The following is a 23,270-nucleotide window of genomic DNA, read 5'->3' as shown; positions in this document are numbered from 1 at the left end:
CCCATGAAGCTGAGGGCGGCCATCGCCTCGATAGTCCTACTCGTTTCGATCACGGCCTGCGGCAACTCCCAGGACGGCGGCAGCGGGCCGGTCACGCTCCGGATGACCACGTGGTCGGCGAACGAGGCGCACGTGAAGCTGTTCACCGAGATCGCCGCCGAGTACACCCAGGCGCACCCGGACGTCACGATCAAGTTCGACGCGCTGCCGGTCGACACCTACACCACCACGCTGACCACCCAGATCGCCGGCGGCAACGCGCCCGACCTGGCCTGGATCCTGGAGGGTGCGGCGCCCGACTTCGTCTCCTCCGGCGCGCTCGCCCCGGTCGACGACGCGATCGAGAACCCGGCCGAACTCGCGCCGAGCGCCACCGCACTGTGGAAGCAGGACGGCAAACTCATCGCGTACCCCTTCTCGACCTCGCCTTTCGGGGTTTTCGTCAACACCGATCTGTTGACGCAAGCCGGCCAGACGCTGCCGACCGGCGACGACTGGACCTGGGACAACGCGGTCGCGGTGGCCGCCGCGACCGCCGCCAGGACCGGCAAGCAGGGCTTGGTGCCGCGCGACTTCGACTACAAGGACTGGACCAACCTCGCGCCGATCTTCGACGGCTGGGGCGCCCAGGCGTGGTCGGCGGACGGCAAGACCTGCGGTTTCGACCAGCAGCCGATGATCGACGCGATGACCTTCATCCACCAGGCGATCTTCAGCAAGAAGGCGATCCCCGGGCCCGGCGTCGCGGCCGACTTCTTCGCCGGCGAATCGGCGATGACGATCACCCAGATCTCCCGGGCCTCGCTGCTCAAGGACGGCAAGTTCAAGTGGGCGCTGGTCCCGCTGCCGGCCGGGCCGAAGGGCAAGTACTCGGTCATCGGCCAGGGTGGGGTCGGCGTCATGAAGCAGGGCAAGCACGTCGACGCGGCCAAGGACTTCCTCAAGTTCTTCACCGGCGACGCCAACTCGGCCAAGCTCGCCCAGTTCTTCCCGCCGCCGCGCACCCCGCAGCTCACCGCGGACACCCTCGCCAAGTCCAACCCGCTGCTCAGCAAGGAACAGTTGCAGAGCGTCGTGATCGACGGCATCTCGAACGGCGTGGTCAAGCCCAGCCACGCCGACAACGCCCAGATCAGCCAGGCCGTACGGTCGGCGCTCGACCCGATGTGGAAGGACGGCGCGGACGTGCCGGCGGTGCTCAAGAGCGTCTGCACCGCGATCCAGCCGGTGCTCGCGAAGTGACCTCGGCAATCAAACGACAGGACCGGCTGACCGCGTACGCGTTCATCGCCCCGCAGTTGGCCGGGACCGTCGCTTTCGTCCTCATCCCCCTCGTGCTGGTCTTCTGGTACAGCCTGCACGAGTGGAACGTGCTCGCGAACACGTTCACCTTCACCGGGGCCGACAACTACCGGCAGCTCGCCGACGACCCCAACGTGCCCAAGGTGCTGCTGGCCACGCTGTTCTTCTCGGCCGGCCTGGTCGTCGTCAACCTCAGCCTCGCGCTGCTGCTGGCCGTGCTGCTCAACCAGAAACTGCGCGGCACCACCGTTTTCCGGGTCATGTTCTTCTCCCCCGTGGTGGTGTCGCTGGTCGCCTGGACGATCGTGTGGCGGTTCATGCTGCAGGACAACGGCGGCATCAACGCCTTCTTGAATGCGGTCGGGCTCGACGGGCCGAACTGGCTACGCTCCGGCGGCACCGCGATGGCCGCCGTGATCGTGGTCCAGGTCCTCAAGAACGTCGGGCTCAACATGGTGCTGTTCCTGGCCGCGCTGCAGGGTGTGCCGCCCGAGCTCTACGAGGCGGCACGCACCGACGGCGCGAACGCCTGGACCGTGTTCCGCCGCATCACGCTGCCGCTGATCAGCCCGACGATCCTGCTCACCTCGATCATCACGGTGGTCGGGTCGCTGCAGGTCTTCGCGCAGATCGCGGTGCTCACCGAGGGCGGGCCGGGCACCTCCACCACGGTGCTCGTCTACTACCTCTACCAGCAGGCGTTCCAGTTCCACGCGTTCGGCTACGGCGCGACGCTGTCGGTGCTGCTGTTCCTGATCGTGCTCGCGCTCACCGTTTTCCAGTGGCAGCTTCGCAAGAGGTGGGTCTTCCATGAGTCGTAGGGGCAAGACGTTTCTGTACGGCGTACTCCTGCTGCTGTGTGTGCCGTTCGTCTTTCCGACCTGGTGGATGGTGACCAGTTCGCTGAAGCCGAACGCCGACATCTTCGGCCGGAGCCTGTGGCCGAGTCATGTCTCGTTCGCGGCCTGGCACGACGTATTCACCATGCAGCCGTTCGCCCGGCAGTACTTCAACAGCGCCTACATCGCGGTGGTGGTCACGCTCGGCACGCTGGTGGTGGCGTCGATGGCCGGTTACGCCTTCGCCCGGATCCGGTTCCGCGGCCAGAACGCGCTGTTCCTTCTCGTGCTGACCGGCCTGCTGATCCCCAGCGAGGTGACCATCGTCCCGCTGTTCCGGATGTTCAACGCGCTCGGCCTGATCGACACCCACTGGCCGCTCATCCTGGTGCCGATCTTCGGCGCGCCCAGTGTGCTGGCCACCTTCATCATGCGGCAGTTCTTCATCACGCTCCCGGTGGAATTGGAGGAGGCCGCCCGCATGGACGGCCTCACCCGTGCTGCCATCTTCCGTCGCATCGCCCTGCCGCTGGCCCGTCCGGCCCTCGGCGCGGTCGCCATCTTCACGTTCCTGACCAGCTGGAATCTCTACCTGGAGCCGATCGTCTATCTCTCCAGCAAGTCGATGTTCACGCTCCCTCAGGCGCTGACCCAGTTCACCGACCCCTATCAGGGCCAGCTCTGGAACGTCCAGCTCTCGGCGGCGTCGATGACCGCGATCCCGGTGCTGATCGTCTTCGTCATCGCCCAGCGCCAGTTCATCGAGGGCCTCGCCCACACCGGCCTGAAGGGCTGAGTCAGTCGGTGTCGCCGGCCTTGTCCACGATGATCATCTTGCGGTAGATCACCTGCCGGAGCAGGTCGCCCTTCTTGTGGTGCGAGCTGTTCGGCGCGGTCTCGTCGTTGACCGCGACCAGACGGTCCCCGATCAGGCTGTAGGTGTCCTTGTCGAAGAGCAGTTCCCGCGACAGGTAACCCTCGATCACCTCACCGAGCGCGATCGCCGGGCGGCCGTCCAGGTTGACCGCGTCCGGGTTGACCTGCACCCCCGGCTGCTGGGCGAGGTAGCGGAAGATCGCCGCCTTCACGTCCGGCGGCAGGACGTACTGGCCGGCCAGCGCCCACGGCTCCGCCGTCACGCCGCCCTCGGGGTGTTCGAGGTAGGCGTCGATCACGGCCGAGCTGGTCAGCTTGACGACCTGCGACCACGGGACGAAGGCCTTCCAGCCGCCGTTCTGACCCTGGTGGTTCACCTCGAGCTTGCCGTTGCGCTTGGACGCCCAGACCTGGCCGTCGATCCGGTTCCACTCCTGGATCGTCCGGTACTCCGCTTTGCCGGGCAGCAGCGTGCCGTTCGGGTGCTTCTGCTCGTACCCCGGCTTGTTGCGCATCTCCAGCGTCTCGACGTACATGAACTGGGTCGGGGCCGGGTTGACCCAGGCCTCCTGCTCGGCCGTCCAGGCGGCGTTCTCCAGGACCTGGGCGGCGCTGACCGGCTTGAGATAGGGCAACGCCGCCACTGGCGCGGCCGACAGCGCGGGGCCGGCGGTAGTAGGGCCGGGCGCTCCCTTGCCGTTGACGTTGCCGGCCACGACGACCGCGACAACGGCGGCCGCGGTGGCGGCGACCGGGATGCTCAGCCACCAGGAGAGCCGGCGCCGGACCGGGGCCGGGGCGGTGATCCGGTTCTGCAAGGCGTGCCGGGCGCGCTGCTCCGCCTCGGGTGAGGGCGAGGTCGTGACGTCGTCGTCGAAGGTCTCGTGCAGGATGCTGATCTCGTCCATCATTCGTCCACCTCGATATCGGCGCCGAGCGCCTGCCGCATCTCTTGACGTGCCCGGTGCAACCGGGACCGGGCGGTGCCCGCGGGGATGCCGAGCGCCACCGCGGCTTCCTGCTGATTGAGGCCGGCCCAGGCGACCAGGAGCAGCACGGCGCGCACCGGCTCCGGCAGGCGGGCCAGGGCCTCGGCGAGCTTGCCGCGGACGGCCGCCGCGTCCACCCGGCCGGCGACGGCATCGTCGTCCGGGCCGAGGAGGCCGAGATCCTGTTGACCGGCGCGGGCCAGCGCCCGGTATCGCCGCGACTCGGCCCGGACATGCCGGGCGACGAGGTTCGAGGCGATCCCGAACAGCCACGGCCGGGCGTCGCCGCGAGCCGTGTCGAAGCTGTGCCGGCGGTCGAAGGCGGTCAGGAAGGTCTCCGACGCCACGTCCTCGGCCAGATCCGGGCCGAGCCGCCGGGCCACGTACGCGTAGATGTTCCGATAGTGCCGGTCAAAGATCGCCGTGAATGACTCGGGCGTCAGTTTCGCCCGCTCGATGAGGTGGGCGTCGGTATCCAGCTGCGTCACCACACTCACCACCGGACCCGTCTTCGTCGTCTCGCCAGGTGCATCACACCCGTACTTCGCCGATGACGGAAGGAGTGTTCAGATCCGGATCGGCAGCGGCGGCAACGCCGGGCGGTCGAGCCACGCGGTGAACAGGTCTTCCAGGGGCGCCGTCGCGAACCGGGCGGCCTGCTCGCGGAACTTGGCGGTCGTCACGGTGCCGTGCTGGTGCTCGCCGACCCACGAGCGCAGCAGCGCGAAGAACGCCGTCTCGCCGATCCGGGCGCGCAGGGCATGCAGGGTCAGCGCGCCACGCTTGTAGACCTGGGCGTCGAACATCCGGGCCACGCCCGGGTCGGCCACCGCGACGACCGCCGGCTGGGCCGCGAGCCAGGCGTGCCACCGGGCGGCGAGGGCGTCCACCGAAGGGCCGCCGGAAACATCGGACCAGAGCCATTCGGCGTACGTCGCAAAGCCCTCGTTGAGCCAGATGTGCCGCCAGTCGGCGACCGTCAGGCTGTTGCCGAACCACTGATGAGCGAGCTCGTGCGCGACCAGCCGCTCGTGGGTGCGGAAGCCGTCGACGTGGTTGCGCCCGAAGACGGCCATGCCCTGCGCCTCGATCGGGTCGTCCAGGTCGTCGTCGGCGACCACCACGACGTACTCCCGGAAGGGGTAGGGCCCGAAGAGGCTCTCGAAGGTCGTCATGATCTCGCCGTGCCGGGCGAAGTCGTGCCGGAACACGGTCCGCAGCCGGGGCGGGATGGCGGCCCGCTGGGCGACGCCCCCGACCGCCAGGTCGACCAGCTCGTAGCGGCCGACCTGGGCACTCATCAGGTACGGGGCGGTCGGCTCGGTCCGTTCGTAGACCCAGGTGGTGTCGCCGGCGCCACGGCGGCGGGAGACCAGGTCGCCGGTGACCACCACCGTGTAGGGCGACGCGGCGGTGAGTTTCACCAGGAAACTGGCCTTCTCCAGCCGGTCGTTGCAGGGGAACCAGGACGGCGCCCCGTTCGGCTGGCTCGCGACCAGCGCGCCGTCGGTCAGCTCGTCCCAGCCGATGTCGCCCCAGCGGCCGGAGATCGGGACCGGCTTCCCGGCGTACTTGATCTCGATCTTGAAGGTGGCGCCGTACCCGATCGACTGCTCCGGTTTGATCCGGAGCTTGTTCGCCCGGTGGGTGTACTGCACCCGGCGCCCGTCGACCCGGACGTCGGACACCCGGAACTCGCCGAGGTCGAGGCTGAACCGGGACAGCGGCTGGATCGCCTGCGCCGTGACGGTCGCCTTGCCGCCGAGCCGGTTGGTGACCACCCGGTAATCGAGGTCGAGGTCGTAATGGAGCACCCGGTAGCCGCCGTTGCCGTGCCCCGGAAGGTAGGAGTCGGTCGAGCGGTCGGCTCCCGCCGGGGTCATGATGCCCAGGTCGCGATCGGGTTGCCCAGCCACCGGCTGTCCTCGGGCACGGCGTCGCCGCGCGTGACCAGCGAACCGGGGCCGACCGTGGTGCGCGCGCCGATGCTCGCGCCGGGCAGCACGATCCCGTGCGGGCCGAGCGTGGCACCCGCGCCCAGAGTGACCTCGTCCATGCTCATGATCCGATCATGGAACAGGTGGGTCTGTACAACACAGCCCCGGTTGACGGTCGCGCCCGCGCCGAGCCGCACCAGGTCGTACTCGGGCAGCCAGAACGTCTCCAGCCAGACACCGCGGCCGATCTTCGCGCCGAGTGTCCGCAGCCACACGTTCAGCAGCGGCGTGCCGGCGGCGAAGCGGAACAGCCACGGCGCGGCCAGCACCTCGACGAACGTGTCGGCCAGCTCGTTGCGCCAGACGAACGACGTCCACAGCGCGTGCTCGGTGACCCGGAACCGGCCGACCAGCAGCCACTTCGCGGCCGTTGCGGTGAGCGCGCCGGCGATCGCCGCGGCGAACAGCAGCGGCCCGGCGGCGAGTGCGGCGACCCCGAGGCCGGCCGCCTGCGCGATCGACGCCAGCGCGGCTAGCACCAGCACGGCCAGGGCGCCCGCGCACATCACCGGGAGGATGCGGCAGATCTCGATCGCCGCGCGGGCCAGCTTCAGGCGCAGCGGCGGGGCGTAGGTGAGCGCGGCGTCGCCGGACTCGACGGTGCGGCGCAGCGGCATCGGCGGGGAGCCGAGCCAGGACGAGCCCTTCTTCGCCTTGCGCGGCGCCGACGAGAGCACCCCGACCAGGCCCCGCTTGGGAACCGAGCGGCCGGGCGCGGCCATCCCGGAGTTGCCGAGGAAGGCCTGCTTGCCGATCCGGGCCGGGGCGACCCGCAGCCAGCCGTGGCTGAGCTCGTAGGTGGCGACCATGGTGTCGTCGGCCAGGAACGCGCCGTCCTCGACGGTCGTCATCTTCGGCAGCGCGAGCACGGTGGACAGCTCGGCGTTGCGGCCGATCTTGGCGCCGAGCAGGCGCAGCCACACCGGCGTGAACAGGCTGGCGTAGATCGGGAAGAGCGCGATCCGGGCCATCCCCATCAGCCGCTCGGTCGTCCACACCTGCCAGGCCACCCGGCCCCGGACGGGGTGGAAGCCGGCCCGCAGACCGATGCCGAGCACCCGTACGCCGATCAGGACGAGCAGGGCGTAGGTCACGAAGTAGGCGACGGCGGCCGCCGGAACCGCGAGCAGCGCCGGGCCGAGGGCCGGGTGGGCGGCGACGGTCCAGCCGAGCAGGGCGAGCGCGGGCAGCATCGCCACCACCGGCAGCAGGCCGAGCAGCTGGGCGGTCAGGCTGTAACCGGCCACCCAGAGCCGGGACCGGCGCGGCGGGCGCTGCGTCGGCCAGGCGGCCCGGTTCTTGGAGCCACTCTTACCGGCCGGCACCGCGCCGGCCACGGTCGAGCCGGCCTCGACGTGCGCGCCCTTGCCGATGCGCGCGCCGGGCATCAGCGTGCTGCGAGACCCGATCCGGGCGCCGGCGCCGATCCGCATCTTGCCGACGCGGACGATGTCGCCGTCGATCCAGTAGCCGGACAGGTCGACCTCGGGCTCGATCGCCGCGCCCCGGCCGACCTTGAGCAGGCCGGTGACCGGCGGCGCCGAGTGCAGATCGACGTCCCGGCCGATCTGCGCGCCGAGCGCCTTCGCGTAGGTGATCATCCAGCCCGCGCCGGCGACCCCGGTCGCGCCGGTCACCTCGGCGAGCCGCTCGGCCGCCCACAATCGCAGGTGCACGCCGCCACCGCGCGGGTAGTTGCCCTTGCCGACGCCGCGCAGCAGCAGCCGCGCGCCGCCGGCCGCCATCGCGATCCGGCCGGCCGGGCTGAACAGCACCACCCAGCTGGCCGCGATCCACCACCAGGAGACCTGGGGTGCCCACGGCTCCGGCGCGAAGATTTTGCCGAGCGCGGCGAGGACGGTGAGCCATCGGAGCCCGACGAGCGCCAGCATTGGCAGCATCAGCAGGGCTTGGATCACTCCGGCCCGCCGGGGTGTGGGCCGGACCTCACGGCGGACCGTCTCGGTCACCACGAGCGCGTCGAGCAGCGCCGCCATCTGCGACAACCGCGGCTGCTGATAGATGTCGGCCACCGCGACCTGCGGATGCTCGCGGCGGATCCAGGCCACCAGTTGCGCCGCGTTGAGGCTGCTGCCGCCGTTGGAGAAGAAGTCGGCGTCCGCCGCGGTGGGCCGAATACCGAGAATCTCTTCCCAGCCGCCGGCGAGCCATTCCTCGGTCACGGTGAGCTCGCCGGTGGAAGTGCCGGCAACCGCGAGCGGCCACGGCAGCGCCGCCCGGTCCACCTTCCCGGACGTGCGGGTCGGCAGTTCGTCGATCACGGCCAGCAGCGGCACGAGCGCGGCCGGCAACTGCTCGCGGATGCGCAGCGCCGCGGCGGCGGCATCGAATCCGTCGCGGGCCACGACGTAACCCACCAGGAGCTGGTTGCCTGCGGCGGTCCGCTTGACCGCGGCGGCCGCGCCGGCGACGGCGGGCAGCGCCTGGAGCGCCGCGTCCACCTCGCCCAGCTCGATCCGCCGGCCGCCGAGCTTCACCTGCTCGTCGCCGCGGCCGAGGAACAGCAGCCCCTCGGGCTCGGCGCGGACGATGTCGCCGCTGCGGTAGGCCCGCGCCCAGCCGAGCGCGGGCAGCGGGGCGAACTTCTCGGCGTCCTTGGCCGCGTCGAGGTACCGCGCCAGGCCCACGCCACCGATGACCAGCTCGCCGGTCTCCCCCATCGCGACCGGGACGCCGGCCGCGTCGACCACGGCGAGCTCCCAGCCGGCCAGGGGCAGCCCGATGCGCACCGGGCCCTCGCCGGTCAGCGGGGCGGCGCAGGCGACCACGGTCGCCTCGGTCGGGCCGTAGGTGTTCCAGACCTCGCGCCCCTCGACCGCCAGCCGCTCGGCCAGCTCGGGCGGGCACGCCTCGCCGCCGAAGATCAGCAGCCGGACCTCGTCGAGCGCCTCGACCGGCCACAGCGCGGCCAGCGTCGGCACCGTCGACACCACCGTGATGCGCTGCTCGGCCAGCCACGGGCCGAGGTCGACGCCGCTGCGCACGAGCGAGCGCTCGGCCGGCACCAGGCACGCGCCGTTGCGCCAGGCGAGCCACATCTCCTCGCAGGACGCGTCGAACGCCACCGACAGCCCGGCCAGCACCCGGTCGTGCGGGCCGATCGCCTCGCCCGCCCCCATCGACTCGGTGTCCGCCGCCAGGAACAGCTGCGCCTCGGCGTCCACGAACGCGGCCCCGGCGGCGTGCGTGACCGCCACGCCCTTCGGGGTGCCGGTGGAGCCGGAGGTGAAGATGATCCAGGCGTCGTCGTCCGGTCCGGGACCGCCGGGGCGGCCCCCGGGGGCGCGCCGCATCGACACGCTCAGACCGTCGCCGACGACGGCGCAGACGCCTGCCTCGGCGAAGACCAGCTCGGCGCGCTCCTCGGGGTCGTCCGCGTCCACCGGCACGTACGCCGCGCCGGCCGCCAGCACACCGAGGATCGCCAGGTAGAGATCGGCCGTGCCGGACGAGACCCGGATGCCGACCCGGTCACCGGCGCCGACCCCCTGCTCGCTGAGCAGGGCCCCCATCGCCTCGACCTCACCGGCGAACTCACGGTAGGTCAGAGCGGCGCCGCCGGCATCGATCGCGGGGGCCGCGGGATGGGCCTGCACCGTCGCGTCGAAGATGTCCACCAGGGTGCGGCGCACCGGGGCGGAACGGGAGCGGAACAGCGCCGGCGTGCCGGCGATCTCGGGCAGGTCGATCAGGCGCAGGTCAGTGGTAACGGTCACCGGGAGGGCTCACTCCAGCTTCATCGGTCGACGTCGGCCAGGCGCGCGACGACGAGCCGCCCGGGGCAGCACTCAAAGCTACGGGCTGAAAACGGAAAATGACGGCTAGATGTCGGAGACGTGTCCACTGACACACTCGGGGCGGTCCTCCCCGCTCTGGCCGGTGCGTTCGTTGGCGCGGTCTAGCCGCCGCATGACCGGCGTGGCGGCCACCCCGTGCAGCACCACCGACACCAGCACCACGAAGGCGATCGTCGCCCAGACCAGATCGGCGCCGGGGAAGTCGGCCATGGTCAGCGCATAGGACACGTAGTAGAACGAGCCGATCCCGCGGATGCCGAACGCGGCGATCACCCAGTGCTCCGACCGGCGGCCGGGTGCGCCACGCAAGGACAGAAAACCGGACAGCGGCCGTACGACGAAGATCAGCACCAGCCCGAGCAGGGCGGCCGGCCAGGTCAGCGGGCCCAGCAGGCCGTCCACCAGGGCACCGCCGAACAAGAGCAGCAGCAGTACGGTCAGCAGCCGCTCGGTCTGCTCGGCGAAGTCGTGCAGCACCTGGTGGTACTCGTGCGAATGCTCCGCCGACCGGATCGCCCGCGCCGCCACGAACACGGCCAGGAAGCCGTAGCCGTGCGCCACCTCGGCCACCCCGTACGCCAGCATGGTCGCGGCCAGCGCGAGGAAGCCCTCCGAGTGCCGGGCCAGGCGCAACGACTCCTTACGGGCCCGGAAGAACAGCCGGCCCAGCAGTTTGCCGACCAGCAACCCGCCGACGACCGCGACCGTGATCTTGAGCAGCACGTCCCGCCAGGCCCACTCGCCGATCCAGCCGAGACCCGCGCTGCCGGCCATCGCGATCGCCGCGTACACGAAGGGGAAGGCCAGCCCGTCGTTGAGCCCGGCCTCGGAGGTGAGGGCGAACCGCACCTCGTCCTCCGAGTCCTGCTCGCCGGTCGGCTCGCCGACCTGCACGTCGGCGGCCAGCACCGGGTCGGTCGGGGCCAGGGCGGCGCCCAGCAGCAGCGCGGTCGCCGGCACGAACCCGGCCCACCACCAGCCGAGCAGCGCCATCGCGGCGATCGTCACCGGCATCGCGACCGCGAGCAGGCGCCAGGTGGACGACCAGGCCCGCCGCCCCAGCGGCCGATCGATCTTGAGGCCCGCGCCCATCAGCGCGACGAGCACGCCGAGCTCGGTCAGATGCTCGGTGAGCTCGGGGTGGGCCAGCGGGTCGGCGTCCGGCAACCCCAGCGGCAGCCCGAAGACCAGCATGCCGAGGCCGACGAAGACGATCGGCATGGACAGCGGCCGGCGCTCCAGCACCCGCGGCAGGATCCCGGCCAGCAGGGCACCGACACCGACCACCGCAAAGATGACATCAGACGTCTGCACGGGGTCTCTCGTGCCCCGCGCCGGGCCCCGGCAATCGGGTGGAAGTGGCCCGGTGCTGCGAGACTCGTCCCGGTGGACAACCTTGCCGCCCTGCGCGCCGCCTGCACCGACACCTTCGCCGGCAACGGGCTGAACCGGCCGGCCGAGCTGCTCGCCTCGATCAGCCCCGACGTCGAACCGGACATCTACGGCGCGGGTGGCGTCGTGGCCGACCTCGAACGCGAGGTGGCCGAGCTGCTCGGCAAGCCCGCCGCGGTCTTCCTGCCGAGCGGCACGATGGCCCAGGCCGCGACGCTGCGGGTGCACGCCGACGCCCGATCGGTCCGCACCGTTCTCTGGCATCCCATGTCTCACCTGCTCCAGCACGAGGACAACGCGCACGCCCGTCTGCACGGCCTGATCGGGCGGACGGTCGGCGATCCGGCCCGGGTGCTGACGCTGGCCGACCTGCGGCCGGTGGCCGAGCCGTTCGCGGCGCTGCTCCTCGAGCTGCCGCAGCGCGACCTCGGTGGGCGGCTGCCCGCTTTCGACGACCTCGCCGCCCAGGTCGACTGGGCCCGGGAGCAGGGCGCCGCGGCGCATCTCGACGGCGCCCGGCTCTGGGAGGCGAGCGCCGGCTACGGGAAGCCGCCGGCCGAGATCGCCGCGCTCTTCGACACCGTCTACGTCTCGTTCTACAAGGGCGTGGGCGCGCTGCCCGGCTGCTGCGTGGCCGGGCCGGCGAACGAGGTGGCGCAGGTCCGGGAGTGGCGCAAGCGGCTCGGCGGCACGCTCGCCCACCTGTGGCCGGGCGCGGCCTCGGCCCGGCAACTGCTGCCCGGCGCGCTGGCCGAGATGCCGGAGCGGATGCGGCACGCCCTGGACATCGCGGTCGCGCTCGAGGCGGTGCCGGGCATCCGGGTGGTGCCGGCCGTCCCGGAGACGCCGATGATGCACCTGCTGTTGCCGACGACCCCGGCGGCGTACGGCGAAAATGCTCGTCGCCTGGCCGAGACCGACCGGTTCTGGGTCTCGCCGCACGTCGCCGCCACCGAGCTCCCGGACGTCGCCCGGGTGGAACTCACGGTCGGCAGTGCGACGCTGCGCCATTCGGCGCTGTTCGTCGCCGCGACCTACCGCCGGCTACTCGGCTGAGAGCTGCCCGAACGACCAGCCGGAGACGTCTTCCAGGCGCCCGCGCCAGTAGTGCCCGGTGTCCGGGACGGGCTGCGGCAGGAAGGTCCGCGCGTTGCGCAGGTGGATGAAGGCCGGCGGCTGGGTCAGCTCCAGGCGTTCGGCGTCGGTGAGGTCGGCGTCGTCCTTGTCCATCAGGGCGATGTGCTCGTCCCGGGATTCCTTCATCAGCGAGGCGAAGAACGCGACGTGGGACTCCTCGCCGAACAGCGTGGTCTGCTCGTCGAACCACTGCCAGTGCGGGATGATCTCGCCGGAGATCATCGTCCCCTGCACGGTCAGCGCCACCCAGATGCCGGCGTCGACGGCTTCCTTGCGGGAGTTCAGCGCGTCGATCATCAAGCCGAGAACACGGTCCGGCGCTTCCCGGATCACCTGAGTCGTCTCCGCCACGTCGGCCCCCGTTTCGATTGACCCCTCTCCCACCACTCTAAGCACAGATAAAGCACGAGATATCCCATTTAGCCGCGGTAGCCCTGGGTGAAGCGGGACGCGCCGAGCTTGAGCAGCTCCTCGTCGGGCACGAGCGGCGCCAGGCCCGGGTCGTCGGGCAGCTCGATGCTCGTGCGCAGGCGGATGTCGCGCGACGACGCGCCCACCTCGATGACGAACTCGCCGCCCTCCCGCCGCCAGGCGCCGTACCGGCCGTCGCCCCGGTCGGCGGCGACGTCCCAGTAGGCGAAGTCGCGGCTGCCGAGGTCGAACGTGACCCGCGCGCTCTCCCCCGGCCCGAGCCTGATCTTGTCGAATCCGCGCAGCTCGCGCACCGGCCGGCGGACCGCGGCGTCGGGATCGCCGACGTAGACCTGGACGACCTCGCGACCGGCGCGGGCACCGATGTTGGTGACCGTGCACGAGACGCGCACGGTGCCGCCCACCTCGACCTTGAGGTCGGTGTAACCGAACGTGGTGTAGGACAGGCCGTGGCCGAACGGGTAGCGCACGTCCCGGCGCAGCGCGTCGTACCAGCGGTAGCCGATGAACACGCCTTCGCCGTAGAGCACGGTGCCCCGCTCCCCGGTCCAGGTCACGTAGCCGGGGGTGTCCTCGACCGCGAGCGGGAACGTCTCGGCGACCTTCCCGGACGGGTTCACCCGGCCGAGCAGCACGTCGACGACCGCGCCCGCGCCGGCCTGCCCGGGCAGCCACGCCTCGACGATCGCGTCGACCCGGTCGTGCCACGGGTCCATGGTCACGGCCGCCCCGTTGGACAGCACCACGACCAGCGCGGCGCCGGTCCGTTCGCGCAGGTCCGCCAGCCGCCCGATCAGCGCGACCTGGTCGGCGGGCAGCGCGAGGGTGGTCCGGTCGTCGGCCTCCTGCTCGAACGCGAGCGGCAGGCCGGCGAAGACGACGATCGTCTCGGCGTCCTCGGCGACCGCGACCGCGTCGTCGATGAGCTGGACCGCCCGGGCCGACAGCGGGCCGGCCGCGACGCGCTCGGCCGCCGCCGCCAGACGCAGCGCCCGGGCGAGGGTGGCCGACCGGCGGGCCGGGCCGGCGCCGTCGTCGACGAACGCGGCGTCGTGGGCGGCGAGATAGGCGTCGAGGTCGTCCTGATAGGCGTCCTTCGGCGTGTGGACGTAGCCGGGCGCGTAGGCGACCTCGCCCAGCAGGACTTCGCCCAGCAGGCCGAGCGCGTTGTCGACCCGGGTCGGGTCCACCCCGGAGGAGCCGCCGCCCTGGATGCGGGCGTGGGCGGCGAACGCGCCGACGACCGCGATCCGCCGGCCGGTGTCCAGCGGCAGCACCGCGCCCTCGTTGCGCAGCAGCGTCACGCAGCCCGCGGCGGCCTCCCGGGCGAGCTCGTGGTGCTCGTCGGCGCGCAGCAGCGCGAGCTGCTCGGCGGTCAACCGGCGGCCGGGCGGCACGCCGAGGTCGATGACCGGCCCGTTCACCAGATCGGGGCCGGGATAGGTGCGTTCGACGAGCCGGAGGACCCGGCGGGCGGCCGCGTCGACGACGCCTTCGTCGAGCTCCCCCGACCGCACGGCGGCGACGATCTCGGCGTCGGTCACCCCGCCGGCGCCGGGCATCTCGAGGTCGAGCCCGGCGGCGAGGGCGCGCACCCGATGGTGGACCGCGTTCCAGTCGGAGACGACCAGCCCGCCGTAACCCCACTCGTCCCGCAGCACCTCGGTGAGCAGCCACCGGTTCTCCGAGGCGTGCACGCCGTGCAGGCGGTTGTAGGAGCACATCACGGTCCACGGGTCGGCGGTCGTCACCACCCGCTCGAACGCGGCCAGGTAGATCTCGCGCAGCGTCCGCTCGTCGGCCTCGACCGAGATCCGGGTCCGCTCGATCTCCTGGTTGTTGGCGGCAAAATGCTTGAGCGAAGAGCCAACCCCGGCAGACTGCAGGCCGATGACGTACGCCGCCCCGAGCTCCCCGGAGAGCAGCGGGTCCTCGGCGAAGTACTCGAAGTTGCGCCCGCACAGCGGCGACCGCTTCATGTTGACGCCCGGCCCGAGCACGACCTGCACGCCCTCGGCCCGCGCCTCCTCGCCGATCGCCGCCGCCACCCGCCGGACCAGGTCGCGATCCCAGGAGGCGCCCATCGCGGACGCGGTCGGGAACCCGGTCGCCGGCACCCACACCATGTCGACGCCGGTCTCCTTGCGCAGCCCGTGCGGGCCGTCGCCGACCTCGATCGCCGGGATCTCCACACCGGGCCGGGAAATCGCCTCGGTGTACCAGTCGTCGTGGCCGGAGAGCAGGGACGCCTTCTCTTCGAGAGTCAGGTCGTCGACGTTCGTCATCAGGAGGTCCTTCACGTCATCAGGAAGTCATGGGGGTGCTCGTCGCGCACCCGCGCGAGCAGGTCGGCGCCGATGTCGATGCCGCCCTCCGCGAGCGCGTCGAGCACGACCCCGCTCAGCGGCGAGGCATCGGCGACCACCACTCGCGCGGCCGGCGCGACCCGGCCCAACTCGGCGGTGAGCGCGGCGCGCATCGCCGGGTGCTCCGAGGTGGCGACCGAGCCGTTGAGCAGCACCGGCAGCTCACCGGACGCGAGGTCGACACCGGCCCGGTGGGCGCACCATTGCGCATACTTCACGAACGCCTCGGCCTGCGCGCCGACGATGTCGCGAGCGACCGGGTCGCCCGCCTCGGCCGCGGCAAGCACGAGCCGGGATGCCTTCCACAGGTCGGTGGCCGGCCGTGCGCCGAACCTGCGGGTGAACTCGTGTCGCAGGTGCCAGCCGTCGGCGACTCCGTAGAAGGAGCACAGCGCCTCGGTGAGAGCGGTCTCCGGACCAACGCCCATCCAGGCCTGGCAGACCGCCTTGAGGGCGGCGTTGCCGAGTCCGCCGCCGCCGAGGTGGTCGAACACGAAGAAGCCGGAGTGCTCCTCGCGGCCGTCCCTGGCCCGGGCGGCGACGGCGGGACCGGTGCCGACGGTGATCGAGACCCCGACGCCGGAGCCGTCGAGCAACCGCAGCGACGCGTACGCGTCGTTCTTGACGCTCAGCCTGGTCAACCGGGACCGAAGGTGCCCCGCCCAGAACGTCGCGTCCTCGGCATAGTCGACACCTGCGATCCGGAACGCCGCCGAGGCGATGTTCCCGGCGATGACTCCGGCGCTGTTCAGGGCGGCGTCGACGGCGCCCAGGACGGATTCGAGCGCCGTCTCCACCGACGGCGCCCCGTAGATGTCGCCGTTTCCACCCCGGCCCCGACCCAGAACGGTGCCCCCGGCGTCGGTGACGAGGGCGACCGTCTTGGAGTTTCCGGCGTCGACCGCCAGGTAGGCACTCACTTCAGCAGGCGCTCGGGAAGGTAGGCGCGGTGCGCGTACGCCATCTCGTCGTAAAGCTCCTCGGCGACGGCGAGGGTGGGCACCATCGGGTTGGCCGCCAGGGCCCGGATCCCGTCGGCGCGATTGCCCTTCCAGGCGGCCTCGGCGGCGAGGTATTGGAACTCGGCGAGCTGCTGCACGAGCCCGCGGACCGCGTGCGGGAGCGGTTTCTGCGGCAGCGGGCGCACGCCCTGCCCGTCGACGGCGCACCACATCTCGACCACGACGTCCTCGTCGAAGCCCGGCAGCGCGCCTCCGGCGTTGGGCAGGTTGACCGGCAGGCGGGCGCTCTTGTCGTTGTAATAGGCGCTCATCACGTCGATCGCCAGCTCGAGCTCGTGGATGCCGCCGCGGGACCGCTTCGGGTCCAGATCGGGGACGTCGACCTGGGACTGCTCCTCGTAGTGCTGCCAGTAACCGGGCAGCGCGGCGAGCAGGTCCTCGGCCCGGGTGGTGCGGGCGCCCTGGAGCTCGCGCAGCACCTCCTCGCGGAAGTAGTAGTACTGGAAGTAGTCGGCCGGCACCGATCGCATCGTCACCGCGAGACGCAGCATCCGCTTGGCGTGCACGGACAGCGTCGGGTCGTCCTTGCGCGCCTCCCACGCGGCGTCGAGCAGCGGCATCAGGTCCTGGCCGTCGTAGGTGTGCTCGTAGGACCAGCAGTTGTGATTGACCCCGGCCATGATCACGTTCGCGCGCGCGGGGTCGAGGCCGGCCGCCCGCAGCACCGTCTTCGGGAAGACGATGGGGCCCTCGCACATCGACCAGATCGTCCGGTCGGTGAAGCGGGTGACCGCCTGCGACACGATGTTGACCGGGTTGGTGTAGTTGAAGATCACCGCGTTCGGCGCGACCGCGTCGAGGTCACGAATGATGTCCTCGTAGATGTGGATCGAGCGCAGCGACATGAAGAACCCGCCCGGCCCCTGCGTCTCCTGGCCGATCACCCCGTGCTTGAGCGGGATGCGCTCGTCAAGGGCGCGCGCGGCGAAGTCGCCGGGCCGGAAGCTGGCGAGCACGGCGTCGGCGTCGGTCAGCGCGGCGCGCCGGTCGGTGGTCGACGAGATGGTGATGTCGAGCCCCTCCGCCTTCGCGATCTTCCGGGCGATCGTCTCGACGGCGTGCAGCCGGTCCGGGTTGACGTCCTGGATGACGATCTCCGAGCCGTCGAACTCCTTCCCGTGGGCCAGGATGGACGCCATGGTCCCGGCGCCGCGGGAGGATCCGCCGCCGATGTAGACCAGCTTGATGGCTGCCATTGCTACTCAATCCCTTCAAGAGCAAAACGGTCCACGATCAGCGTGGGGTTCTTGCATTCGACGACGATGGTGGCCGGCCAGTCCGGCTCATAGACATCTGCGGCTTTTATTCGCATCAGCGCATCGTGCTTGTGCGAACCGGAAACGATCATGATTACCTCGCGTGATGACGCGGCGATCGTGTCGATGCCGACCGTCACCCCGCGGGTAGGGACCATCTCCAGGTCAGTAAATTCCGGGAATGTCCCCATATTGTCGCGCCGAGTCGCCTCGCCGAGCGGCGTCACGTGAGTTCGCGCGTCGCGGGGCGTGCCGGGCTGGTTGAACGCGATATGCCCGTCGCCGGCGCCGGTGGCCAGCAGGAACAGATCTATGCCGCCGGCCGCCTCGATGGCTTCGTCATAACGGGACGGCTCGGCCGGGTCGGGCGCCCAGATCTCCAGAGGCTGCCCGAGCGGCGCCACGATCTCTCGCTGCGCGAAACCCAGGCACGAATAGGACAGCCCGGGGTCGACCCGGCGCAGGCCGTCGGCCTCCACGTAGTCGTCCATCATCACGATGACCAGCCGCGACAGGTCCACCCCGCGGGCGGCGTGCCGGGCCAGGGCCCGATAGACCGGCATCGGGGTGCGGCCGCTGGGGCAGCCGAGGAGGAAGGGCCGGCCATCGGCGGCGGCCAGGCGATCGAGGATCGTCGCGGCGACCTCGGCACCGACGGCGTCGGCGTCGGGCAGCACGAAGGGTTGAAGTGACACTTGCTTACTCCTTGATCGCGCCGGCCAGCATTCCGGAGATGAACTTGCGCTGGAACACGACGTACAGGACGAGGACGGGCGCCGCGACGATGAGACCACCGGCCGCCATCAGGTTGATCTGGGTGACGTACTTGCCCTGGAAGACACCGAGGGCCACGGTCGCCGTCTGATTCGAGCCGTGCAGGAACACCAGGGACAGGAAGTAGTCGTTCCACGTCCACATGAAGCTGAGCAGGATCAGCGTGTAGATGGCGGGCCTGGCCATCGGCGCCGCCATCGACCGCAGCATGCGCAGCGGGCCGGCTCCGTCCATCTCGGCCGACTCGAACGCCGAGCGGGGCAGCGCCCGGAACGCGGCGCGCATCCAGAAGACGCCGAACGGCACGCCCATGCCGAGGTGGATCAGGATGATGCCGGGCAGGGTGTTGGTCAGCCCGAATGTCCGGAACTGGTAGTAGAGCGGGACGATGATCGCCTCGAGCGAGATCATCATGCCGAGCAGCACGATCGGGAACAAAACCTTGTCACCCACCACGCCGAGTACGCCGAACGCGAACCCGCCGAGCAGCGCGAGCATCACCTGCCCGGCCACGACCACCACCGCGATGATCATCGAGACGGTCATCGCCCGGGAGAACCCGGCGTCCTGCCACGCCGTGGTGAAGTTGCTCCACTGGAAGTCGGCGACGCCGACCAGCTTGCCCGAGCGGTCCGGGCTGAGCGCCGTGGCGACGAACGTCCCGACCGGGAAGAGCACGACCACCGCCAGGATCGTCAGGACGACGTAGTTCACGGTGCGTTCCGTTTTCGAGATCACGTCAGTCCCTTTCCGAGATGCGGGTGATGACGACCGCGATGACCAGGCACAGGGCCGCCATCACGACGCCGATCGCGGCCGCCAGCCCGACCTGCGGGTTCTGGAACGCGGCCTTGTAGAGCGCGACCGCCGGCGTGAGCGTCGACGTCCCCGGGCCACCGTGGGTGGTGATCCAGACCAGGTCGAACGTGCGCAGCGCCGCGGTGATCGTCAGCGTCAGCGCGATCGCCAGCTGCCCCCGCAACCCGGGGAGCGTCACCGCGAAGAACTCGCGGACCGGGCCGGCGCCGTCCATCCGGGCCGCCTCGTACAGCTCGGGTGAGATGGCCGAGGTGCCGGAGATGAACAGCACCATGCAGAAACCGAAGGTCACCCAGGTGCCGATCAGGCCGAGCGCGGGCAGCGCCCAGGTGAAGTCGCCGAGCCAGGTCTTGGCGAGCGAGTCCAGCCCGACCGCTTCGAGGGCCGAGTTGAGCGGCCCGTCCGGGGCGTAGATCCGCTTGAAGACCAGCGCGATGACCACGGTCGTCAGCACCTGCGGCAGGAAGAAGATCCAGCGGTAGACCGCCATGCCCGGCTGCTTCGTGCGGGTGAGCAGGGCCGCCGACAGCAACCCGAGGATGATCGGCAGAAGAGCGAAGAACCCGATCAGCACGAGTACGTGACCGAACGTCGAGCGCAGGACCGGGTCCGTCACGAACGAGACGTAGTTGTCGAACCCCACCCAGGTCGACGCGCTGACGCCGTCCCACTTGAAGAAGGAGTACTGCACCGACTGCGCCAGCGGGACGAGCACGACCAGCGCGTACAGGGCGAGCGGAAGACCGGCGAAGGCGAGGCCGACCCACCGGTTCCGGCGGCGCAGGGAGCGCCGCCGGAGACCTGAGGCGGGCGCGTCAGCTCTGCTGAGCGATGAAGGCATCGCGGTCCTTGTCGACGGCGGCGGTGAACTTGTCGGCCGTCAACTTGCCGGCGAGCGCGAGCTGGAGGTTCTGGCCCAGGGTGTCCAGCATGGTGGGGCTGGACCAGTCGAAGTAGGGCACGTAGCCGTCGTTCTTGTCGAGCGTCGCCGCGCCCGCCGACTCCCCGGTCAGGCTGAGCGAGGCGGCCGGCACCTTGACGTCCGGCGACATCGCCGGGACCAGACCGCGGTCGACCGCCGCCTGGCCGGCCTCCGGCGACATCATGTAGTTGAGGAACGCCGCGGCGACCTCCGGGTGCTTGCTCTTCGCCGAGACCACCATGGCGCCCGGGGCGGCGCCGACGCCGACCGTGCCGCTGCCGGACTGCTGCGGGAGCTGCACGTAACCGAAGTGCCCCTGCTGGGTCGCGTTCAGGCCGAGCGAGCCGGTGTACTCCCAGCGGAACACGCCCTTGCCGGCGACGTAGTTGGCGACCGCGGTCTGGTAGTCGAGGCCCTGGTACTTCGGCGGGTAGTAGCCCGCGTCGGCCCACTTCTTGACCGTCGAGATCGCCTCGGTGATGCCGATGTCGGCCGCCTTCACCGACGTGTCGCCGTAGATGTAGTTGTTGAGCTTGGTCTTGTCGGCCAGCAATGCTTGCAGCCCGAGCAGGATCGTCGTCGAGCTGTCCTGGCTGCCGTACTCGAACGGGATCTCACCGGCGGCCTTGGCCTTCGCCGCGTCGGCCTCGAGATCGGCGAGCGTCTGCGGCGGGTCGATGCCGAGCGCCTTGAGCTTGTCGGCGTTGTAATAGAGACCGATCAGCGACGTACGCGCCATCGGTGTCCCGAACCACGAGCCCGAGCCCATCGTCTTGAAGTCGGTGGTGAACTGGTTCTGCCGGGCGATCGTGGTCGGCACCGCGGAGTCCCAGCCGTAGGCCTTCGCGTACGGGTCGAGGTTGACCACCAGTCCGCCCTTGGCCAGCGTGCCGAGCGACTGCCAGCCGTTGTTGGCGGTGGCGATGTCGGGCCCGCCGTCGTCCTGGAGCTGCAGGTTGAGAGTCGAGTTGAGCTGGCCCCAGTCCTCGGTCGTGCGCTGGATGGTGACGTTCGGGTACTTCTTCTGGAAGTCCGCGATCACCTGCTTGATCCATTCGCCCTCGGCGGCGCCCCAGAAGTCGGTGAACTTCAGGGTCACCGGGCCGGCCGCGGCGACGTCGGTGGACACGGTGGTGGGGGCCGCGCTCTTGTCGGTCGAGCCGCTGCCCGGCGAGCACGCCGTCAGGCCCAGGCTGAGCAGGATGCCGGCCGAGATTCCCGCGATTGCTTTATGAATGCTCATCATCACTCCGTTGATCGCCCGTGACTCCGGACACTAAGCGTTCCTATACCAGTTAGTCCAGTGCTGAACCACTTTTCGCTTCTGGTCCAACCAACGAGATAACTGGTACTCTCTCGGCGTGACGACCGGTACCGCTTCGACGCACGCCTATGAGCAGCTGACCCGCGACCTCGCCGTCGGCCGCTATGCCCCCGGCTCCCGGCTGCCCGGCGAGCGCGACCTGGCGACCCAGCTCGGGGTCAGCCGGGCGACGCTGCGGCTCGCGCTCAGCCGGCTCGAGTCGGAGGGCACGCTGCAGCGCTCCGCTCAGCGTGGCTGGTTCGTCCCGACCCAGGTCATCGGCGAGCCGCCGAGCACGCTGCAGTCGTTCACCGAGATGGCCCGGGCCCGCGGCCTGCGCCCGACCGCCCGCGTCATCCGCCAGGAGGTCCGCCCGGCCGGCATGGACGAGGCGGCCAAGCTGCGCATCGCGCCGGCCGCGCCGGTCCTCCAGATCGACCGGCTGCGCGGCATGGACGGCACCCCGGTCTGCTACGACGTGGTCGTCCTCCCGGAGAACGGCGCGGCCGCCCTGGCCACCACCGACCTCACCGACGTGTCGCTCTACGACGAGTTACGCCGGCACTGCGGGATCGAGGTCCACCGCAGCGCCTACACCCTGATGGCGGAGAGCGCCGATGCCGAGCTGGCGCGGCTGCTCGGCATCACCGCGGGCGCGCCCATCCTGGTCGGCGACGAGGTCGCCTACACCGCCGACGGCGCCCCGGTCCTGATCGGACACAACAAGTACCGGGGCGACGCCTACCGTTTCGAGGCCGATCTGTTCCGGCGCGCCTGACCTCAGGCCCCGGCCGACGCCGCCGACTGCTCGGCCTGCCACCGGGCGATCTGGGCGCCGACCACGAAGATCTGCAGCGGCAGCGGCATCCCCGGCAGGTCGGCCTCGATCGCTCCGGTCCAGCCACTGGTGCGGCGCATCGAGCCCACTGTTACCCCGTCCAGCAGCATCTCCTGCTGGTTGCCCCACATCGAGGCCCGGCGGAACTCGTAGGTGCGCCCGTCGGCCCGCACCGACCAGTGCTTGCGGCCGGCCCGCTCGACGAGGGCCACCTCGTTGCCGGCCTCGTCGAGCATCCGGTATTTCGTGCCCCAGCCGTTGGCCCGCACTCCGAAGCGGTGGCCGTCCACCTCGAAGTCACCGCCGGTGCGCCACCACGACGGGTCCCACGTCGCGATCTCGCGCCCGTCGGCGACCATCCGGTACCGGCCCCGCCACATGCTCACCCGCTCGGCGACCAACATGCTTCGAGGCTAATGGACCCGTGCCACGCAGATCTCGGTACGCAGCGCGGGTGCACCGTCCACCGGCGCCGGGTCCTCCGGGGTCGGAGTCACCCCGCCGGCCGCGACCTTGTCCAGGGTGCGCAGGCCGGCCGGCTTCACCGAGCCGAAGATCGTGTAGTTCGGGCGGAGCGCCGAGTCCGCGTACACCAGGAAGAACTGGCTGCCGTTGGTGTCCGGGCCGGCGTTGGCCATGGCCAGCACGCCCCGGGCGTAGACCTTGCGGGCCCCGGTCGGGTCGGTCGGCGCGGGCGGCAGGTTGGTCGGCAGCTCGTCGCCGTAGCGGTAGCCGGGGCCGCCCTCGCCGGTGCCGGACGGGTCGCCGCACTGCAGCACCGACAGGGTCGGGTACTTGGTGAGGCGGTGGCAGATCGTCCGGTCGTAGAACCGGTGCCGGACGAGGTGGACGAAGCTCTGCACCGTGCACGGTGCCGCGGCACGGTCCAGCTCCAGCGGGATCGCGCCGAGGTTGGTGTTCAGCACGACCCGGACGGTGCCGTGCGACGGCGTGTGCCGGGGGTCGCGGGGCAGCGGGACCGGGCGGGCGGCCGGCTCGTCCGGCGTCGGGGTGTAGGCGCACGGGCCGGCGGTCGGTGTATCCGGGGTTGCGGCCGCCGATGCCGGTGTCGCGCCGGCGAGGCCGAGCCCCACCGCGAGGACGATGACCAGCAGACGTTCCTTGACCACTTCGTACCTCCACGGTTCGGGCGCTACTGACGGTCTAATAGACGAAGATAGATACGTC

The 23,270-nt window shown here is 70.9% G+C and carries 20 protein-coding genes; 5 read left to right on the top strand and 15 right to left on the bottom strand.

Going from position 1 to position 23,270, the window contains the following annotated elements; genetic code table 11:
• Positions 1–3: 3 nt before the first annotated feature.
• The 3 genes from AB0E90_RS35105 to AB0E90_RS35095 are packed head-to-tail and all read left to right on the top strand — an operon-like array spanning position 4 to position 2,937.
• On the top strand, positions 4–1,242 hold the full coding sequence (locus tag AB0E90_RS35105; RefSeq protein ID WP_360415578.1) for a sugar ABC transporter substrate-binding protein: 1,239 nt from the start codon (positions 4–6) through the stop codon (positions 1,240–1,242).
• Entirely contained in the window at positions 1,239–2,123 is an 885-nt protein-coding gene (locus tag AB0E90_RS35100; protein WP_360415576.1) for a sugar ABC transporter permease, read from the top strand. Before AB0E90_RS35105 ends, AB0E90_RS35100 begins: the two co-directional genes overlap by 4 nt.
• Positions 2,113–2,937: a carbohydrate ABC transporter permease gene (locus AB0E90_RS35095; RefSeq protein ID WP_360415574.1), complete on the top strand. Its 825-nt coding sequence runs from the start codon at positions 2,113–2,115 to the stop codon at positions 2,935–2,937. The genes AB0E90_RS35100 and AB0E90_RS35095 overlap by 11 nt, the downstream gene beginning before the upstream one ends.
• 1 nt (position 2,938) lies before the next feature.
• Here the strand turns inward: AB0E90_RS35095 and AB0E90_RS35090 are convergent, their stop codons facing one another.
• From AB0E90_RS35090 to AB0E90_RS35070, 5 genes are all read right to left on the bottom strand, one after another.
• Positions 2,939–3,928 carry a CU044_5270 family protein gene (locus AB0E90_RS35090; protein WP_360415572.1) on the bottom strand — a complete coding sequence of 330 codons (990 nt, stop codon included), beginning with the start codon at positions 3,926–3,928 and terminating at the stop codon, positions 2,939–2,941.
• Positions 3,925–4,494: an RNA polymerase sigma factor gene (locus AB0E90_RS35085; protein ID WP_360415570.1), complete on the bottom strand. Its 570-nt coding sequence runs from the start codon at positions 4,492–4,494 to the stop codon at positions 3,925–3,927. The genes AB0E90_RS35090 and AB0E90_RS35085 overlap by 4 nt, the downstream gene beginning before the upstream one ends.
• Positions 4,495–4,572: 78 nt before the next feature.
• Positions 4,573–5,889 (bottom strand): M1 family metallopeptidase, encoded by a 1,317-nt coding sequence (locus AB0E90_RS35080; protein ID WP_360415879.1) that lies wholly within the window; start codon positions 5,887–5,889, stop codon positions 4,573–4,575.
• Positions 5,886–9,740, bottom strand: coding sequence for a Pls/PosA family non-ribosomal peptide synthetase (locus tag AB0E90_RS35075; RefSeq protein WP_360415568.1), 3,855 nt, complete (start codon positions 9,738–9,740; stop codon positions 5,886–5,888). The genes AB0E90_RS35080 and AB0E90_RS35075 overlap by 4 nt, the downstream gene beginning before the upstream one ends.
• A gap of 105 nt (positions 9,741–9,845) precedes the next feature.
• On the bottom strand, positions 9,846–11,135 hold the full coding sequence (locus tag AB0E90_RS35070; RefSeq protein WP_360415566.1) for a cation:proton antiporter: 1,290 nt from the start codon (positions 11,133–11,135) through the stop codon (positions 9,846–9,848).
• Positions 11,136–11,207: 72 nt separating this feature from the next.
• Between AB0E90_RS35070 and AB0E90_RS35065 the strand changes: the two genes are divergently transcribed.
• Positions 11,208–12,269: a beta-eliminating lyase-related protein gene (locus tag AB0E90_RS35065; RefSeq protein ID WP_360415564.1), complete on the top strand. Its 1,062-nt coding sequence runs from the start codon at positions 11,208–11,210 to the stop codon at positions 12,267–12,269.
• On the opposite strand, the gene AB0E90_RS35060 is transcribed toward AB0E90_RS35065, so the two are convergent.
• From AB0E90_RS35060 to AB0E90_RS35025, 8 genes are all read right to left on the bottom strand, one after another.
• Entirely contained in the window at positions 12,258–12,701 is a 444-nt protein-coding gene (locus tag AB0E90_RS35060) for a hypothetical protein (RefSeq protein WP_360415562.1), read from the bottom strand. The genes AB0E90_RS35065 and AB0E90_RS35060 overlap by 12 nt on opposite strands.
• Before the next feature lie 68 nt (positions 12,702–12,769).
• Entirely contained in the window at positions 12,770–15,067 is a 2,298-nt protein-coding gene (locus AB0E90_RS35055; RefSeq protein WP_360415560.1) for a glycoside hydrolase family 3 C-terminal domain-containing protein, read from the bottom strand.
• Between the two features lie 11 nt (positions 15,068–15,078).
• A complete protein-coding gene (locus tag AB0E90_RS35050; protein WP_360415558.1) occupies positions 15,079–16,068 on the bottom strand; it encodes a BadF/BadG/BcrA/BcrD ATPase family protein in 990 nt (329 codons plus the stop codon).
• Positions 16,065–17,366, bottom strand: a complete 1,302-nt coding sequence (locus tag AB0E90_RS35045; RefSeq protein WP_360415556.1) for a glycoside hydrolase — start codon at positions 17,364–17,366, stop codon at positions 16,065–16,067. The genes AB0E90_RS35050 and AB0E90_RS35045 overlap by 4 nt, the downstream gene beginning before the upstream one ends.
• Positions 17,367–17,368: 2 nt before the next feature.
• Complete coding sequence (locus AB0E90_RS35040) at positions 17,369–18,103, bottom strand: 6-phosphogluconolactonase (protein WP_360415554.1); 735 nt, start codon at positions 18,101–18,103, stop codon at positions 17,369–17,371.
• A gap of 22 nt (positions 18,104–18,125) precedes the next feature.
• Positions 18,126–18,938: a carbohydrate ABC transporter permease gene (locus AB0E90_RS35035; RefSeq protein ID WP_360415552.1), complete on the bottom strand. Its 813-nt coding sequence runs from the start codon at positions 18,936–18,938 to the stop codon at positions 18,126–18,128.
• Position 18,939: 1 nt separating this feature from the next.
• Positions 18,940–19,860 (bottom strand): sugar ABC transporter permease, encoded by a 921-nt coding sequence (locus tag AB0E90_RS35030; RefSeq protein ID WP_360415550.1) that lies wholly within the window; start codon positions 19,858–19,860, stop codon positions 18,940–18,942.
• Positions 19,835–21,187, bottom strand: coding sequence for an extracellular solute-binding protein (locus AB0E90_RS35025; RefSeq protein ID WP_360415548.1), 1,353 nt, complete (start codon positions 21,185–21,187; stop codon positions 19,835–19,837). Before AB0E90_RS35025 ends, AB0E90_RS35030 begins: the two co-directional genes overlap by 26 nt.
• A gap of 115 nt (positions 21,188–21,302) precedes the next feature.
• Here AB0E90_RS35025 and AB0E90_RS35020 point away from each other — a divergent pair, with 115 nt between their 5' ends.
• Complete coding sequence (locus AB0E90_RS35020; RefSeq protein WP_360415546.1) at positions 21,303–22,022, top strand: GntR family transcriptional regulator; 720 nt, start codon at positions 21,303–21,305, stop codon at positions 22,020–22,022.
• Between the two features lie 2 nt (positions 22,023–22,024).
• Here the strand turns inward: AB0E90_RS35020 and AB0E90_RS35015 are convergent, their stop codons facing one another.
• Positions 22,025–22,486, bottom strand: a complete 462-nt coding sequence (locus AB0E90_RS35015) for a hypothetical protein (RefSeq protein WP_360415544.1) — start codon at positions 22,484–22,486, stop codon at positions 22,025–22,027.
• A 9-nt stretch (positions 22,487–22,495) separates the two neighbouring features.
• Entirely contained in the window at positions 22,496–23,197 is a 702-nt protein-coding gene (locus tag AB0E90_RS35010) for a peptidylprolyl isomerase (protein WP_360415877.1), read from the bottom strand.
• Positions 23,198–23,270: the final 73 nt, after the last annotated feature.

This window comes from Actinoplanes sp. NPDC026619, assembly GCF_040638295.1.
Lineage (GTDB): Bacteria > Actinomycetota > Actinomycetes > Mycobacteriales > Micromonosporaceae > Actinoplanes.
The sequence above is the reverse complement of the archived record's forward strand: the minus strand, read 5'-3'. Positions and strand labels throughout refer to the sequence as shown.